This is a genomic window from uncultured Thalassolituus sp., from assembly GCF_950066645.1.
In the GTDB taxonomy this organism is placed as follows: Bacteria; Pseudomonadota; Gammaproteobacteria; order Pseudomonadales; family Oceanobacteraceae; genus Thalassolituus.
In genome coordinates this window covers 30477-46215 of the sequence record NZ_CATMFB010000018.1, presented here as the reverse complement: position 1 = coordinate 46215, position 15739 = coordinate 30477, and the positions used below count along the sequence as shown (strand labels likewise).

Genomic DNA, 15739 nt, shown 5'->3' with positions numbered 1-15739 from the left:
ATGCTTGTTCCTGTTATTCTGGCTGGTGGCAGCGGCACCCGCCTTTGGCCTGTATCCCGGGAGCTTCACCCCAAACAGTTCCTGCGTTTTGGCTCTGATATAAGCTTTTTTCAGCAGTCCATTCTGAGGGCTGGATCTCTTTCTGAAGAAAAGCCCATTGTTATGGCATCCGAGGATCATCGTTTTCTTGTTGCTGAGCAACTTCGCGAGCTGGGTGTCGAGGCGCATATCATTCTGGAGCCATGTGGACGGAATACTGCACCTTCTATTGCGGTGGCGTCTGCCTACCTGTCTGAGAGCTTGAATGCTCCGAATGCCGTCATGGTTGTGATGGCATCGGATCACGTTATGGAGGATGTTAACCCCCTGCAGGTGGCCGTTAATGCATTGGCCTCAGAAGTAGTTGGTGAATCAATCGGGGTGTTGGGTGTGCAGCCTGATCATCCTGCGACGGGTTATGGGTACATTCAGTGCGGCGAAGCGTTTGAGTCTCGCCATTGTGAGTTGTGGAGTGTTGAACGGTTTATCGAGAAACCTCCTGTTGAGCTGGCCAGCGAGTTGATCAAAGATCCCGGCTATGCCTGGAATAGCGGTATGTTTGTCGCCACCGGCGATACTTTTTTGCAGTTGTTCTCCAGGTATTGCCCAGACATCCTGCAGGCGTGCGTGGGCGCATTGGAAGGGGCCTCCCGGGATCTCGATTTTCTCCGACTTGATCAGTCTGGCTTCACACAATGTCGTTCAGATTCCTTCGACTATGCCGTGATGGAACCTCTCTCTGCCGCCGCGGATGGCGTTGGAATTCTGATGGCCAGAATTGACAACGGCTGGAGCGATGCGGGTAGTTGGAGTGCACTGGCGGCAACGCAGCCACCTACAGGCGATAGTAATGTCTTGCTGGGTCACGGTGAGGTGGTGTGCGAGCAGACGCGAGACTCCGTGATTCATTCCTCGGGGAGATTAATCGCCACGCTTGGTGTAAATAACCTTCTTATTGCTGATACAGGTGATGCGCTCCTTGTGGCGGAGCGGTCCTGCGAGCAGGAGATAAAAACGGTGGTTCAGAGGTTACGTCAGCATAATGTTGGCGTAACACGTGAGCATGTGCGGGTTCATCGCCCCTGGGGGTTCTATGAAACCCTGGATGATGCTGTCGGGTTTAAGGTGAAACGCTTGTGTGTGCACCCCGGCGAGCGTTTGTCTCTGCAGAAGCATGAGCACCGGGCAGAGCACTGGATCGTAGTCTCTGGAGTTGCGACCACTCAGATCGGCGGCGACACCCATGAGTTTGGGGCCAATGAGTCAGTGTTTGTACCTTGTGGAGTTCCACACGCGCTGATCAATCAGGGCGCTGAAGACCTGGTAGTGATTGAAGTCCAGACCGGGAGTCGCCTGAGTGAAGATGATATTGTCCGTCTGGATGATCCTTATCATCGTTCCTGATCAGGAACGCGATGTTGCTGATAAGACAGAGCGGCTATTCTGTCTCGCGGGTAACTCCTTCGAGTGGTAACATCCACTTGTTTTTCACATTGTTCAGGGAACAACACTGATATGAAAATTGCGATTGCCGGTACAGGGTATGTAGGCTTGTCTAACGCTATGCTGCTCGCGCAGAACCACGAAGTTATTGCGGTAGATATCGTCCCAGAGAAAGTGGCTTTGCTGAATGACAAGCAGTCTCCGATCGTGGATGCTGAAATCGAAGACTTCCTCGCTAACCGTGAGATTAATTTCAGGGCGACACTGGACAAAGCAGAAGCATACGCAGGGGCGAAGTTTGTCATTATCGCCACACCGACTGACTATGACCCTGTTACCAACTACTTCAACACCCGCTCTGTCGAAAGTGTCGTGAAGGATGTCGTAGCGATTAATCCCGATGCGGTCATGATCATCAAATCTACGATTCCGGTTGGCTACACTGCACGGTTAAAAGAAGAGCTGGGCACCGACAATGTTATCTTTTCGCCAGAATTTCTGCGTGAAGGGAAAGCGCTCTATGACAATCTTTATCCTTCCCGGATTATTGTCGGAGAGCAGTCTGAACGGGCACAGGAATTCGCGAATCTCTTGCTTGAAGGCGCAGTGAAAGAGGACGTTCCGGTACTGTTTACGGATTCAACTGAAGCTGAAGCTGTTAAGCTGTTTTCGAATACCTACCTGGCAATGCGGGTGGCTTACTTTAACGAGCTGGACTCATACGCTGAAACACACGGACTGAACAGTCGTCAGATTATTGAAGGCGTTGGTCTCGACCCCCGAATTGGTAATCACTACAACAACCCGTCGTTCGGTTACGGAGGGTATTGTTTGCCAAAAGATACCAAACAGTTGCTCGCCAACTTCGAGGACGTGCCCAGTAATATCATCCGGGCGATTGTTGATGCCAACAGTACGCGCAAAGACTTTGTTGCTGATTCTGTGATCCGCAAGAACCCGAAGGTAGTAGGTATTTACCGTCTGGTGATGAAGTCAGGTTCTGACAATTTCCGGGCGTCTGCTATTCAGGGCATTATGAAGCGAATCAAGGCCAAGGGTATTGAGGTTGTGGTTTACGAACCCGTGCTGGAAGAAGACAACTTCTTTAATTCCCGCGTTATTAATGACCTTGAGGCTTTCAAAGCCGAGGCTGACGTCATTGTGGCCAACCGCTTGTCGGATGATATCCGCGACGTGGCTGACAAGGTGTATACCCGGGACCTGTTTGGCTCTGATTGATTCGGCCCCGTCATCAGATTGTAGAGGCTGCTTTAAATATCCTGTCATCCTCGCGAGGGCGGGGATCCAGCGTAAGAATGCATATGGATTCCCACTTTCGTGGGAATGACAGAGGCTGCTTGAAATACCCTGTCATCCCTGCGAACGCGGGGATCCAGCGTAAGAATGCTTATAGATTCCCACTTTCGTGGGAATGACAGAGGCTGCTTGCGATGCCCTGTCATCCTCGCGAACGCGGGGATCCAGCGTAAGAATGCATATGTATTCCCACTTTCGTGGGAATGACAGAGGTTTCTTGAAATGACAGAGGCTATTTGAAACGGCTGAGGCTGCTTGAAATATCCTGTCATCCCCGCGAAGGCGGGGATCCAGAGTAACAAGAAAACCAGGGAAGGTTTTTATGTACCAGATATCGCACCACGGTGCCGTCACCGGCGTGACCGGCTCCTGTCACCGCCTGACACTCGAGTCAGGCGGCTCCATCCTTGTCGATTGTGGCATGTTTCAGGGGGCAGAGTCGTCTCCGACCGAGCCGGGACAGTCTCCCATCGATTTTGATATTGAAGATGTCGAAGCACTGGTCGTGACGCACTGCCATATTGATCACGTTGGTCGCATTCCTTATCTGCTCGCTGCCGGGTTCAAAGGGCCAATCTTTGCGACCGAAGCAACTGCACAGTTGTTGCCGCTGGTTCTGGAAGACGCTCTTAAAGTAGGGGTGACCCGCGATGAGGCCCTGATCAAAACCTTTCTGAAGCTACTCTCTCAACGTCTGCGCCCCGTCCCTTACAAACAGTGGTTTCAACTGAGTGATCTTGCAGGAGTGAAAGCGAAGTTTCATCCTGCGGGCCACATTCTTGGCTCTGCTTATGTCGAGTTTGCCGTGGGCGCTTCACTGAGGCAGTCAAAAAGGGTGATCTTCTCGGGAGATTTAGGTGCGCCTTACTCGCCATTGCTCCCTGCACCAAAGTCGCCGTACCAATGTGATGATCTGGTGATTGAAAGTACCTATGGAGACAGGCTTCACGAGGGGAGAAAACACAGGCGCAAGGCGCTGCAGCTCGCAATTGAGAGAAGTCTGAAAAACGGCGGTACCATTCTGATTCCTGCGTTCTCAATAGGGCGGACCCAGGAGCTACTGTATGAGATTGAAGACATTATCCATCGGATGAAGAATCGTAGAGTGAATCGGGGGCAGGCGCTACGGTGGGAGGCGCTGGACATCATTGTTGATTCACCTCTCGCTGCGCAGTTCACAAGCCACTATCGCTCTCTTAAGCGATTGTGGGATGCGGAAGCGAGGCGAAAGACACGAAGTGGCCGGCATCCGCTGTCATTCGAGCAACTCACAACCATCGAAAGTCATCGCGAGCACTTGCAAAGTGTTCGATATCTTGCGGACTCCGGTCACCCGGCGATTGTAATCGCCGCGAGTGGCATGTGTGCGGGTGGCCGAGTTATGAACTACCTGAAGGCTTTGCTTCCCGATAGCCGCACGGACGTCGTGTTCGTCGGCTATCAGGCCGCGGGAACGCCAGGCCGGGACATTCAGAAGTATGGTCCTTCTGGCGGGTATGTCTTGATTGATCGGCAGAAGATCGATATCAGGGCGAACATACATACCTTGTCGGGCTATAGTGCTCACGCGGATCAGGGAGATCTGGTGCGCTTTGTCACGAGAATGAAACGGCCACCGGACATTATCCGCATTGTCCACGGCGACTCTACTGCTAAGCTTGCCTTGAAGCACAAATTCCAGGATAAGTTCCCTGATACACGTGTCTATGTACCAGATTGAGCCATAATTCTGCTTTCGGCTTTAGACATTCTGAGAACACTCTTGCGTTTTCAATGATGACAATCTGGTTCTTTGGTATGAAATCAGGAGTGACTTACCGGCTTTCCTGTCATATCCGGCATGGACATATTGCGCACACCCGACGATAATCACCACATCGACAGCACAACGCTGTGAAAGGAGATTTGCATGACGAAACAGGGAGTTATCCGGTCAAACGAAGGTACCTTCGGACTGGTCTATCGCGTCATTGATATGGCTGTCATTCTTCTCGCTCTGATGGCATCGCTGTCAGCGTTCGGGATTCAGCCAGACCCTCGTTATCTGATTGCGGGCCTCTCCGGTTCTGTACTATTTCTTTTGTTTGCAGAGTCTCTTGAGGTCTACCGCTCCTGGCGGGCGACATCCTCTATCAGGATGCTCTCCACCTCGACATTCGCATGGGTGATCGTTTCGGCCTGCCTCACAGTCATGGCTTTCTTTGCCAAAGTGTCTGAAGACTACTCCCGCCTGGTGATGGGGGTATGGATGTTGGGTACCTTATTTGCTCTCACTGGCTGGCGCTTCATATTCCGTCAGTTTCTGAGAGAAGTGCGGGTTCGCGGCTATAACACCCGGCGGGTTGCCATCGTTGGTATCAACGATGCTGCTATTGCCATGAAAAAGCAGATCGCGATGAACCCGGAACTGGGATACCAGTTCAAGGGCTTTTACGATGATCGTTGTCATGAACGCCTGAAGTCTGAGTTTCCTGATGCCACCCTTGAAGGAACGATTGATCAACTGATTGAACTGACGCAGGCAGGCAAAGTTCAGGTGATTTTCATTGCGTTACCTTTGAAAGCACAGAAGCGGATTGCGCAGATCCTTGAAAAATGCGGTGACACTACTGCGTCGGTACATCTTATCCCTGACTTCTTTACCTTCAACCTGCTGCATGCTCGTCTCAGTGAAGTGGGAAGCATGCAGACACTCAGTGTTTATGATTCGCCGATCTTTGGTATCAATGACGTACTGAAACGCATGTTCGACATCGTTTTTTCATTAAGTGTACTGTCGGTGATCGCTCTGCCGATGGCAGTGATTGCAGCTCTGGTGAAGATCACATCTCCCGGACCAGTGATTTTCAAGCAGGTCCGCTATGGGCTGGATGGTCGCCGTATCGAAGTCTGGAAATTCCGCAGCATGACCACCATGGACAACGGGGATAAAGTGGTACAGGCAACGAAGGGCGATGCCCGTATCACTCCATTGGGTGCCTTTATCCGTAAAACGTCACTCGATGAGCTGCCGCAGTTTATTAACGTCCTGCAGGGAAGTATGTCAGTGGTGGGTCCGCGCCCCCATGCTGTTGCTCACAACGAGGAATATCGGAAGCTGATTCCATACTACATGCTGCGCCACAAGGTGAAGCCTGGCATCACTGGGTGGGCACAGATCAATGGCTACCGCGGTGAAACTGATACACTCGACAAAATGGAAGGGCGGGTTGAGTATGATCTGGATTATATTCGCAACTGGTCGCTCTGGATGGACATCAAGATTGTCTTTTTGACCTTCTTCAAGGGATTCACGGGTAGTCACGTACATTGAGTGGAGAATCAATGTTGTCATCTGATAGACACCCGAAAGTATGGGTGTTTGCCTTCATGTTCTATGGCACTCTCTTGTCAGGGATGAGCTTGTGTAAGTCACTGGGCGTCTATGAGCCAGAGTTGAAAGATCTTGCGCGGTTGATGGGGGGCGATAAATGGATGCATTTCTTCTTTTCCGCTGGGCTGAGCGTTTTGACGCTTAAGGCCAGTCAATCCTGTTTCGTTAACTGCAATGAGGTCCTCAGAATATCCGTTATTGTAGTCCTTCTTCTTGTCATTCTCAGTGTAGAGGAGTTCCTGCAGCTATTCTCAGATAATCGAGCCGTCGACATTCGTGATGTTTTCTATGGTATGTCGGGTGTATTGTCAGGCACTGGCCTCTATACTTTGACCAACATTGGGAATATAAGAGTGCGGTTTCTAAGTGGTACAGATTTTGATTAAGACCAGTTCGGTATTTGGTATGTTGCGTCACTTTTTATTGTTCTTCCCTCTGGTTGTCGTTAATCATGTTGGAGCTTTGGAGCAGGCTGGTATCGCAGTCGGTAGCGGTTTCGTAGTGTTTCCCGCGGTTACTTATGGGATCAAGGATGACAGCAACGCATACAGTCAGCCGGATTCCACAAAGGAATCTGCCACGGTGACTAGTATAAGTCCTGAAGTCGTTATGACCCTTGATACGGGGCAGGGTGAGTACGAACTGATGTATGTGTTGGAACAAGGGGCCTACAGTACAAACGCGAACGATAATTACACTGACCAGACTTTAACTGCAGGGGGAGTAGTATCCTTGAGTCGGAGGTCGACGGCGACAGTAGAAGGTTCCTACGTGCTGGGACATGATGCGAGGGGGGCTGGTGTAGATGAAGGTGTGGTCGCTGTTGAGGATGTATTTTATCCAGATAAACATCGGACGGCTTCTATTGGTGGGAGTATTGAGTTGGGGGCTGAGAATTCGCTTCTTGGCTTTTCAACCTTTGGGCGGTTTACAGATAAGAATTACATAAATAATTTTGACAGAGGTACCGCGGACAGGGAGTATTTCTCTTGGCTTGCAGGGGTTGGCACATCGATATATCTGAGCCCGGATGCTGACATTGTTGTTGAGGGGCGTGCGACAAGAGTTGACTACATCAGTAGCTCTGGCGATGCGCAGTCTAAGGAAGCGAGTGGGCACTCACTTCTCGGCGGGTTTTCCTGGAGTTTTTCCGGAAAGAGTACAGGGCGGGCGGTTGTGGGTGCAACCCAGAGGGTGCCTGACGACACTAATCAGAGCGCTCAGACATCCCTTAGTTGGGAGGTTGAAGCAGAATGGAGCCCCAAGGCACATTCAACTTTTGCTTTGACCACTTCGCGGGCTTTTGCTGAAACGTCCGGGCCCGGATCATTCTCAAATGCATCATCAACCGTCATATCATGGGATCATGCCTACTCAATATTCTTCGCGAGCTCTATTCAGGCAATCTATTCAAGGCAGCTGTTTTATCTTAACGATAAGGTCGTCCGTACCGATAACTCATATACTTTGAGTCCCTCGCTAATATACTCACCTTCGCGAGCTATGGATATTTCTGTTGGGGTGAGTTATCTCACAAAGCAATCAACGAACGATGATTTGGAGTTTGATCGCATGATTTATTCTCTGGATCTGGCTTTGGGGATCTGATCAGAGTGTATAAAGCTTAACCATAAGAACTTAACTGGTGATGGATAATCTACGATGAAAGCGATTTTTTTGTTATTGATAACGTTATTTAGTGTTGGGGTGTCGGGCAATGAGGCGGACAACTATAAACTGGGTGCGGGTGACTTCATATCTATCTCAGTGTACGGTGAGCCAGACTTGAGCATCGACGTCCGGATAGGATCATCTGGCTCGATCTCTTATCCTTTCCTTGGGGATCTCACAGTTAGTGGGCTTACCGTCAAACAATTTGAAGAGAAAATTGTAGCAGGCCTGAAAGGTCCGTATCTGATTGATCCTAGTGTGACTGTTGGGATGATCGAATATCGACCTTTTTATGTTAATGGAGAAGTTAAACGCCCTGGTAGTTATTCATTTCAACCCGGCTTGACGGTCGATCGGGCGATTTCCATTGCGGGCGGTTATACCGATCGGGCATCCAGAAATAAGATATTTGTTGAACGCAGCCAGCCTAGTGAAGGGAAAACAACACGGATAAGTGTGAAGCTGCAGGATAACATCATGCCCGGTGATGTTGTCACCGTTGAACAGAGTTTCTTTTAAAGGGAAGGGTAGTCATAAATCATGTATCCACAAAATCAGAACGGACTTGGACTTGATAGCGGTGCTCCTCAAGGTCTGGATCTAACGAGGTATGTCCATCTAATTCGTAGGTATATGTGGCCAATTTTGGGGTTTTCCATATTGGTTACGACACTTGCCTTTTTCGCTGCAATGGCAATCACGCCAAAGTATCAGGCGGTTGCGACACTCCTGATTGAGGAGCAGGAGAGTAATGTAATTCCTATTCAGGAAGTTTACGGTATTCCAATGGGCTCGAGAAACTATCTCTCTACGCAGTTTGAAGTTTTGAAATCAAGAGAGCTCGCGAGGCGTGTTGTTCAGAATCTCAATCTGATCGATGAACCAGAGTTTAACCCACTTCATCCAAAGAACCTTGAATCGTTTTCCTTGAAACGTGTTATCAGAGAGGCGTTCTCGGGTCCCGTAGAGTTTGACGAAAATGATGTGATGGATGCGACAGTAGGCACATTCTGGTCTTCTGTGGCGATCCGCCCAGTGATGGGCACGCAGCTTGTGCACATTGTGGTGACATCTGAATCTCCAAGCCTGGCTCGTAGAGCAGCGAACCGAATGGCTGAAGGCTATATCGAGAGTCAGCTTGAAGCGAAAATTGGTTTGACACAGCAAGCAGCCGGTTGGCTAACAGAGAGGTTATCGGAGTTAAAAGATAATCTTGATGACTCTGAAGCTCGCTTACAGGCTTTTCGAGAATCGAATAATCTCGTAGATGTTTCGGGTGTTGGAACTATGGTATCGAGGGAGATAGACAATACTACCTCACTACTTGGGCAAGCCAGAGCGAAGCGAGTTGATCTTGAGAGTACTTACAGACAGATAAAGGCGCTTCCAAGTTACTCTTACGATAACCTGTCGACAATCCCGAGTATTTTGAACAACCACGTCGTAGCATCTCTTAAAGGTCAAGAGACGCAAGCTGAGTTGTCTGTATCAGAGCTGGGAAAACGCTATGGACCAATGCACCCTAAAATGATTGCTGCGCAGTCAGATCTTGATGCTGTGCGACAGTCAATGCTCACTCAGATGCGGCGCGTAACGCAGACGATTGAGTCAGAATACCTCGCAGCTCGTTCTAAAGAGCAGGCTTTAGAGCAATCACTCGCCTCAGCAAAAGATAGTGCCCGGGATATTAACCGAGTTGAATTTACCCTCAGAGAACTTGAGCGAGAGGTAAACACGAATCGTACGCTTTACGACACGTTTTACGAGCGAATGAGTGAAACTAAAGCAACTGGTGATATGCAGAGCGCTAATGCTCGTGTCGTTGACCCTGCGGTGTTACCGGTCGCACCATCTTGGCCAAACAGAAAAATGATTATCTTGTTTGCCTTTGCTGCAAGCCTTGGACTGGGTGTTGGCGTAGTGGTCTTGCGCGATTATCTGGACGCTACTGTGAAAAATACTGATGATGTGGATAGAAAACTTAAAGCCCCTATGCTTGGAATACTTCCTCTCGTAAGAGTTGCAACTAAGCAATCTGAGGAGGAGGCAGAAAAAGCCGCTGCAACCGCATTTACGGATGAAACCCAGACAGGTTTTGCGGAGTCTGTGCGGACGCTGCGTACCAGTATTACTCTGACTGGTCTGGAAAATCCTGCTCAGGTCATTCTTGTCACTTCCTCTGTGCCGGGCGAGGGTAAGACCACAACGGCCTGTAACATCGCGGAAGCGTTTGGTCAGATGGAGAAAGTGTTGTTGATTGACGCTGATATGCGTCGTCCGACCATGGCCAAAAAGCTGGGTCTTGAGCCTGGTAAGCCGGGTCTTTCTAACGCAGTAGCCTACCCGGATACGATTCAGGATTCGATTCAGACTGTTGAAGGTCTGAATATTGATGTTATGTCCGCTGGGCCGATTCCTCCGAATCCACTCGAGTTGCTGGCTTCTAAGAAGTTCCGTGAGATTCTGGAAAGCCTTCGCGGTCAGTACCAGCGTATTATCATCGACTCGGCGCCGGTTCATGCCGTGAGTGATGCTTTGTACCTGTCGACGGTAACGGACGGTGTGGTTTATATCGTCAAAGCGGACGACACCCGTGACAAGCTTGCCGCCGGTGGTATTGAGCGTCTGCGTGGCAGTAACGCCCGTATCCTTGGCGTGGTACTGAATCAGGTAGACGTAGAGCGTGAAGCGAAGTACGGCGGCTCGTATGCTGGCTACTACGATAACTACGGATACAGCACGCAAAGTTAAGGAAGGCTTTGATGTCTGACAGGGATTTACTGGCTGCGCGCAACTGGATTAAACGCCGCAGCTGGTGGTTACCGATGGGGCTGGCAATCGCTGGCCTCTACCTCAGTTTCTCTTTTCTTTTTGTTGGTATTGGCAGGGCGTTGCCGGCCGACAGCCCCGACAATATTGTCCTGGATACGATTCTTGCGCTTGCCCCCTTCAATCTGAAGGCGAGGGAGGCGAAAGCCTCATGGTTGCGTGAGTATGCGATGACCCTTGAGCCAGAAGAGCGCATTGCACCTATGACGGAAGTGATTGCGTTGCTGGAGCCGGCGACGAAATGGCGTCCGAGGTGGCCGTATTACCATCTGGCTTTGTTGGATGCGGAATATATTATTGGTAGTCCGGCTGAGGTGATTCAGGCTCGTTATGATGCTCTGCTATCGATAGCCCCTAATGAGCGTGGTCTGGACAGCTATATGATAGAAGTTGCTCTTCGCTCATGGCCTAAGCTCCGGGCTGACCAGAAGCAGCGTATCGCTGCGAATCTTAAGCGCTCGAAGTCCTACATTCTCACTCCTCTGCTCGACGTCGTGGAGCAGGAAGTGCCACGCCACCCTGAGTTGTGCGGTGAGCTGCCCTGGCCTATTGTTCAGCCATACTGCAGTACGCAGGGCTGAACATCTTTCTCCTGGTTTGATTTCTGCCACCCGATCCTGGCGTTTTTGACGTCAGGATTACGGCATACATATTGCTACTTACCTGTTAAACAACTAAAAGCGTCAGGAGATCGACGATGTTTGATGGTAAGAGCATTCTGGTGACGGGCGGTACCGGCTCGTTTGGCCATGCCTTTGTGCCTATGACGCTGGAAAAGTACAACCCTCGACGAGTGATCATTTTCTCCCGTGATGAGATGAAGCAGTGGGAGATGGCGAAGTTATTTGAGGGGGATCCTCGTGTACGCTTCTTCATTGGCGATGTCAGAGATAAAGACCGCCTTTACCGCGCCCTCGACGGTGTGGACTACGTTGTTCACGCGGCTGCAACCAAAATCGTTCCGATTGCAGAATACAATCCCTTTGAGTGTGTGAAGACCAATATCAACGGTGCCATGAATGTGATTGATGCCTGCATTGATCACGGTGTGAAAGGGTGTGTGGCGCTGTCTACTGACAAGGCGAGTTCGCCGGTCAACCTGTATGGTGCGACAAAACTTGCCTCTGATAAGCTATTTGTTGCCGGTAATTCGTATTCCGGAGATCACGGCACCCGCTTTTCTGTTGTCCGTTATGGCAATGTGATGGGATCACGGGGGTCGGTGATTCCATTTTTTATGTCCATCAAGGATAAGGGCACCTTACCGATCACAGATGCGCGGATGACGCGCTTTATGATTTCTCTGGAAGATGCGGTTAAGCTGGTCTGGCACGCTTTCGAAGACATGGAAGGAGGCGAGATTTACGTGAAAAAAATTCCTTCGATGAAGGTGACTGATCTTGCCCGTGTTATCGCCCCTGACGCCGAGCAGGAAGTGGTTGGCATTCGCCCGGGCGAGAAGCTTCATGAGCAGATGATCGGTAGTGAGGATGCCATTCATACGTTTGAGTACGATGAGCATTTTAAAATTCTCCCTGCGATTCACGGTTGGGATCGTTGCCCATCACGCATCAAAGATGGCCGGCCTGTGTCTGATGGCTTTGTGTATGCCAGTGATAACAACACAGAGTGGATGACCGATGAAGAACTCCAGGACTGGATTGCAGAAAATCAGGAAAAGATAGGTCGTATCTGAAATGATTCCGTATGGGCGTCAGGATATAACAGAAGAGGATATTCTCAGTGTCACCGAGGTGCTGAGATCGGATTTTCTCACCCAGGGGCCCGCCGTAGAACGATTTGAAACCAGTGTTGCCGACGCTGTGAGTGCGCCATTTGCGGTTGCGGTAAACAGCGCTACCTCGGCGCTTCATATTGCTTGCCTTGCTCTGGATGTTGGCCCTGGGGATATTGTCTGGACGTCCCCGGTCACTTTTGTTGCTTCAGCCAATTGCGCCCGCTATTGCGGCGCGGACGTCGATTTTGTAGACATTGATGAGTCTACATATAACCTGTCTGTCTCAGCACTGCGCACGAAACTTGAGGTTGCTCAGGCAGAGAACCGTTTACCCAAGGTTGTTATTCCTGTGCATCTTGCTGGTCAGTCATGCGATATGAAAGCGATCGCTGGGTTAGCTAAGGAGTTTGGCTTTCGGGTGATTGAAGATGCTTCACATGGCATTGGCGGCAGCTATAAAGATAGCCCGGTAGGCAATTGTCAGTATTCGGATATTACTGTATTCAGTTTTCATCCGGTGAAAATCGTGACTACTGGTGAAGGTGGCGTTGCCACGACGAAAGATGCCGCTCTGGCTGAGCGAATGCAGAGGCTACGCTCTCACGGCATTACCCGCGATACTGCATTAATGACCAAAGCGTCGGATGGCCCCTGGTATTATCAGCAACTGGAACTCGGGTTTAACTATCGGATGACGGATATTCAGGCGGCGCTTGGTATCAGTCAGATGAATCGGTTAAGGAGTTTTGTTGATCGCCGGCGACAGCTCGCCATGCAGTATTCTGAAAAGCTTTCTGAGCTGCCTCTGATACTTCCCCATCAGATATCAGAAAGCGACTCTTCCTGGCATCTGTATATTGTCCGTGTGAAACCTGAGGGAAAAATAGCGCGTGATCAGTTATTTGATGCGCTCAGAGAGCGCGGAATTGGGGTGAATCTGCACTATATTCCGGTACATCTGCAGCCGTATTATCAGGCGCTTGGGTTTCAGTCGGGTGATTATCCGGTAGCCGAATCGTATTATCAGGACGCACTCAGTATTCCTCTGTTTCACGGCATGTCCGATGCGGAACAGGACATCGTCGTTGCCAGTCTCAGGGAGTTATTGATATGAGTAGAGTTGCTGTCATTCCCGCGCGGGGCGGAAGTAAACGGATTCCCCGTAAGAATATTAAGATGTTTTACGGCAAACCTATGATCGCGTGGTCTATCGAAGCGGCCATAAACTCGGGCATGTTCGATCGTGTTATTGTTTCTACCGATGACGAAGAGATTGCCAGTGTGGCGAGATCGTATGGCGCGGAAACCCCTTTCATGCGGCCTGCAGATTTATCGGATGACCACACCCCCACCATTCCAGTCATTGCCCATGCGATCCAGACACTTACCGATCAGGGAGATCAGCCCCAGGAGGTGTGTTGTATTTACGCGACCGCTCCTTTTATCAGTATTGATGATCTGAAAGGTGCTCACAAACTGTTGGCTGCATCGGGCAGTCGTTACAGTTTCACTGTGACTGAATTTCCGGCGCCGATTTTCCGCTCTTTTCAGCTGCATGACGATGCTTCGGTTGAGATGTTCTGGCCAGAGAATTTTAATAAGCGTTCACAGGATCTGCCTCGTGCATTCCATGATGCAGGGCAGTTTTACTGGGGTGTCAGTGAGGCCTGGCTGAATGGTGACGTGATATTTTCATCGGCATCCCGGGCATATGAGATACCACGCTGGCGGGTTCAGGATATTGATACGGTCGATGACTGGGCGCGAGCTGAGCTGATGGCCCCAGAAATTATTGGTACTTCATCTGCTTATGAGTCGTGAGCAGATGAGGGTAGCCTTCAGATGTGATGCATCTCCCAGTCTGGGGACAGGCCATGTGATGCGATGTCTGACATTGGCAGAGAGCCTGAAAGCGGGGGGACATAAATGCGCTTTCTTTATGACAGAAGCTTCTGAAGTACTGCTTGGACTTCTGAGTAAAAAAGACATTGGTTATCGGCTATCTGGCACCGCCCGATCTGAACAGTATGCAACGGAAGGTGAGTGGAGCGTCTGCGAGCAAGAGGCTGATGCTCGTCACTTTCTGTCGGAAATGATGAATTTTCAGGCTGACTGGGTCGTGTCAGACCACTATGGTCTGGGTGCGCATTGGCAGAAACAGATTAAGGCAGCGGGCTTTCCTCTGATGATGTTGGAAGACTGGCCCCATCGTAAAATTCACGCCGATTTATTGTTAGACCCACGCCCGGGAGCCGCGTCAGAAGATTATAAAGAGATTACGGCCTGCGCAAGAATGCTGGCGGGTGCAGATTATACGCTCGTGCGTCCGGAGTTTTTTAACGTAGAAGATATTCCGGTGAACGAAAAATCTGATGTTCTCGTGAATCTGGGCGGCGCCGACCGGGATGGACTGACTGCCGAGCTGTTACGGCAGATGACCGGAATTCCGCAAGCCGAGGGCTTGAATATCACGGTTCTGGTTAATCGCAATTCACACTCCTGGGATGAAATTAAGGGAGCTGGCGGGAGCTGGCCATTTAATGTGCAACTCATTGCGTATTGTGAAGACATGTCCACCTTGTATGGCCGTCATAAACTCTGCATTGGTGCCGCCGGTGGTTCGCTGTGGGAGCGGGTCGCTGCTGGCCTGCCAACGGGGTTAGTTATTGTCGCAGACAATCAGGTGCCCCAGGCGCAGGAAGCCGCAGCCAGGGGTTGTGTGTGTATCGTGGGTGATTTTCGTCAGGCAGTCGCAGAAATAGATCGCGGGCTTATCTCAGAAATGATAGTGGATGCCGACGTGAGAAAGCAGATGCGGAGCCGTGGACGTCACCTTCTTGATGGGGCGGGGCCTGAACGTGTTGTTCGTGCTCTTTCGTCTACTGTTGCGTACGGTTTTGTTCTCCGGTCGGTGGATGCTGGTGATTGCGCGCGTCTGTATCAATGGCAGAAACAACCGGGAGCCAGGCGATTTTTCCGTCACCCTCAGGTGCCTCGCTGGAGCGAGCACCGGCGTTGGTTTGAGCGCCATCTGAAGCAAACCTCCTCGCGGATTTACATTGTGGAGTGGGATGGCTATCCGGCAGGGTATGTTCGACTTGATTTCGCTGGAAACAGAGGCCGCCGCAAAACCGCTGAGGTATCGGTGCTGATTGATCGTCGTTACCGGGGAAATAATCTCGCACGGCGTGCGCTGCGGGCCTGTTGCTTAAGGCACCCGGATATTTCTGTGGTCGCCGATATAGATACAGGCAATATCGCCTCTCGTCGTGCTTTCAGAAACGCCGGTTTTCAACGTGTGGGGCAGCGTTGCTATGTGTTCAGATAGA

The 15739-nt window shown here is 50.6% G+C and carries 13 protein-coding genes; all 13 read left to right on the top strand.

Going from position 1 to position 15739, the window contains the following annotated elements:
- The 13 genes from Q1L85_RS14825 (at position 1) to pseG (ending at position 15738) form a co-directional block, all read left to right on the top strand.
- Positions 1-1443, top strand: a complete 1443-nt coding sequence (locus Q1L85_RS14825) for a mannose-1-phosphate guanylyltransferase/mannose-6-phosphate isomerase (protein WP_300433493.1) — start codon at positions 1-3, stop codon at positions 1441-1443.
- A gap of 111 nt (positions 1444-1554) precedes the next feature.
- Positions 1555-2721, top strand: a complete 1167-nt coding sequence (locus Q1L85_RS14820) for a nucleotide sugar dehydrogenase (protein ID WP_300433492.1) — start codon at positions 1555-1557, stop codon at positions 2719-2721.
- 400 nt (positions 2722-3121) lie between these two features.
- Positions 3122-4519, top strand: a complete 1398-nt coding sequence (locus Q1L85_RS14815; protein WP_300433491.1) for an MBL fold metallo-hydrolase — start codon at positions 3122-3124, stop codon at positions 4517-4519.
- A 189-nt stretch (positions 4520-4708) separates the two neighbouring features.
- On the top strand, positions 4709-6112 hold the full coding sequence (locus tag Q1L85_RS14810; protein WP_300433490.1) for an undecaprenyl-phosphate glucose phosphotransferase: 1404 nt from the start codon (positions 4709-4711) through the stop codon (positions 6110-6112).
- A gap of 11 nt (positions 6113-6123) precedes the next feature.
- Positions 6124-6558 (top strand): VanZ family protein, encoded by a 435-nt coding sequence (locus Q1L85_RS14805; RefSeq protein ID WP_300433489.1) that lies wholly within the window; start codon positions 6124-6126, stop codon positions 6556-6558.
- Positions 6551-7780, top strand: coding sequence for an outer membrane beta-barrel protein (locus Q1L85_RS14800; protein WP_300433488.1), 1230 nt, complete (start codon positions 6551-6553; stop codon positions 7778-7780). Before Q1L85_RS14805 ends, Q1L85_RS14800 begins: the two co-directional genes overlap by 8 nt.
- 54 nt (positions 7781-7834) lie before the next feature.
- Positions 7835-8362: a polysaccharide biosynthesis/export family protein gene (locus Q1L85_RS14795; protein WP_300433487.1), complete on the top strand. Its 528-nt coding sequence runs from the start codon at positions 7835-7837 to the stop codon at positions 8360-8362.
- A gap of 21 nt (positions 8363-8383) precedes the next feature.
- Positions 8384-10594, top strand: coding sequence for a polysaccharide biosynthesis tyrosine autokinase (locus tag Q1L85_RS14790; RefSeq protein WP_300433486.1), 2211 nt, complete (start codon positions 8384-8386; stop codon positions 10592-10594).
- 11 nt (positions 10595-10605) lie between these two features.
- Positions 10606-11253 (top strand): hypothetical protein, encoded by a 648-nt coding sequence (locus tag Q1L85_RS14785; protein ID WP_300433485.1) that lies wholly within the window; start codon positions 10606-10608, stop codon positions 11251-11253.
- Between the two features lie 116 nt (positions 11254-11369).
- The gene (gene pseB, locus Q1L85_RS14780; RefSeq protein WP_300433484.1) at positions 11370-12368 is read left to right on the top strand and encodes a UDP-N-acetylglucosamine 4,6-dehydratase (inverting); all 999 of its coding nucleotides are present in this window, start codon (positions 11370-11372) and stop codon (positions 12366-12368) included.
- Between the two features lies 1 nt (position 12369).
- Positions 12370-13524 (top strand): UDP-4-amino-4,6-dideoxy-N-acetyl-beta-L-altrosamine transaminase, encoded by a 1155-nt coding sequence (gene pseC, locus Q1L85_RS14775; protein ID WP_300433483.1) that lies wholly within the window; start codon positions 12370-12372, stop codon positions 13522-13524.
- Positions 13521-14231: a pseudaminic acid cytidylyltransferase gene (gene pseF, locus Q1L85_RS14770; RefSeq protein WP_300433482.1), complete on the top strand. Its 711-nt coding sequence runs from the start codon at positions 13521-13523 to the stop codon at positions 14229-14231. The genes pseC and pseF overlap by 4 nt, the downstream gene beginning before the upstream one ends.
- On the top strand, positions 14221-15738 hold the full coding sequence (pseG, locus tag Q1L85_RS14765; RefSeq protein ID WP_307726832.1) for a UDP-2,4-diacetamido-2,4,6-trideoxy-beta-L-altropyranose hydrolase: 1518 nt from the start codon (positions 14221-14223) through the stop codon (positions 15736-15738). The genes pseF and pseG overlap by 11 nt, the downstream gene beginning before the upstream one ends.
- Position 15739: the final 1 nt, after the last annotated feature.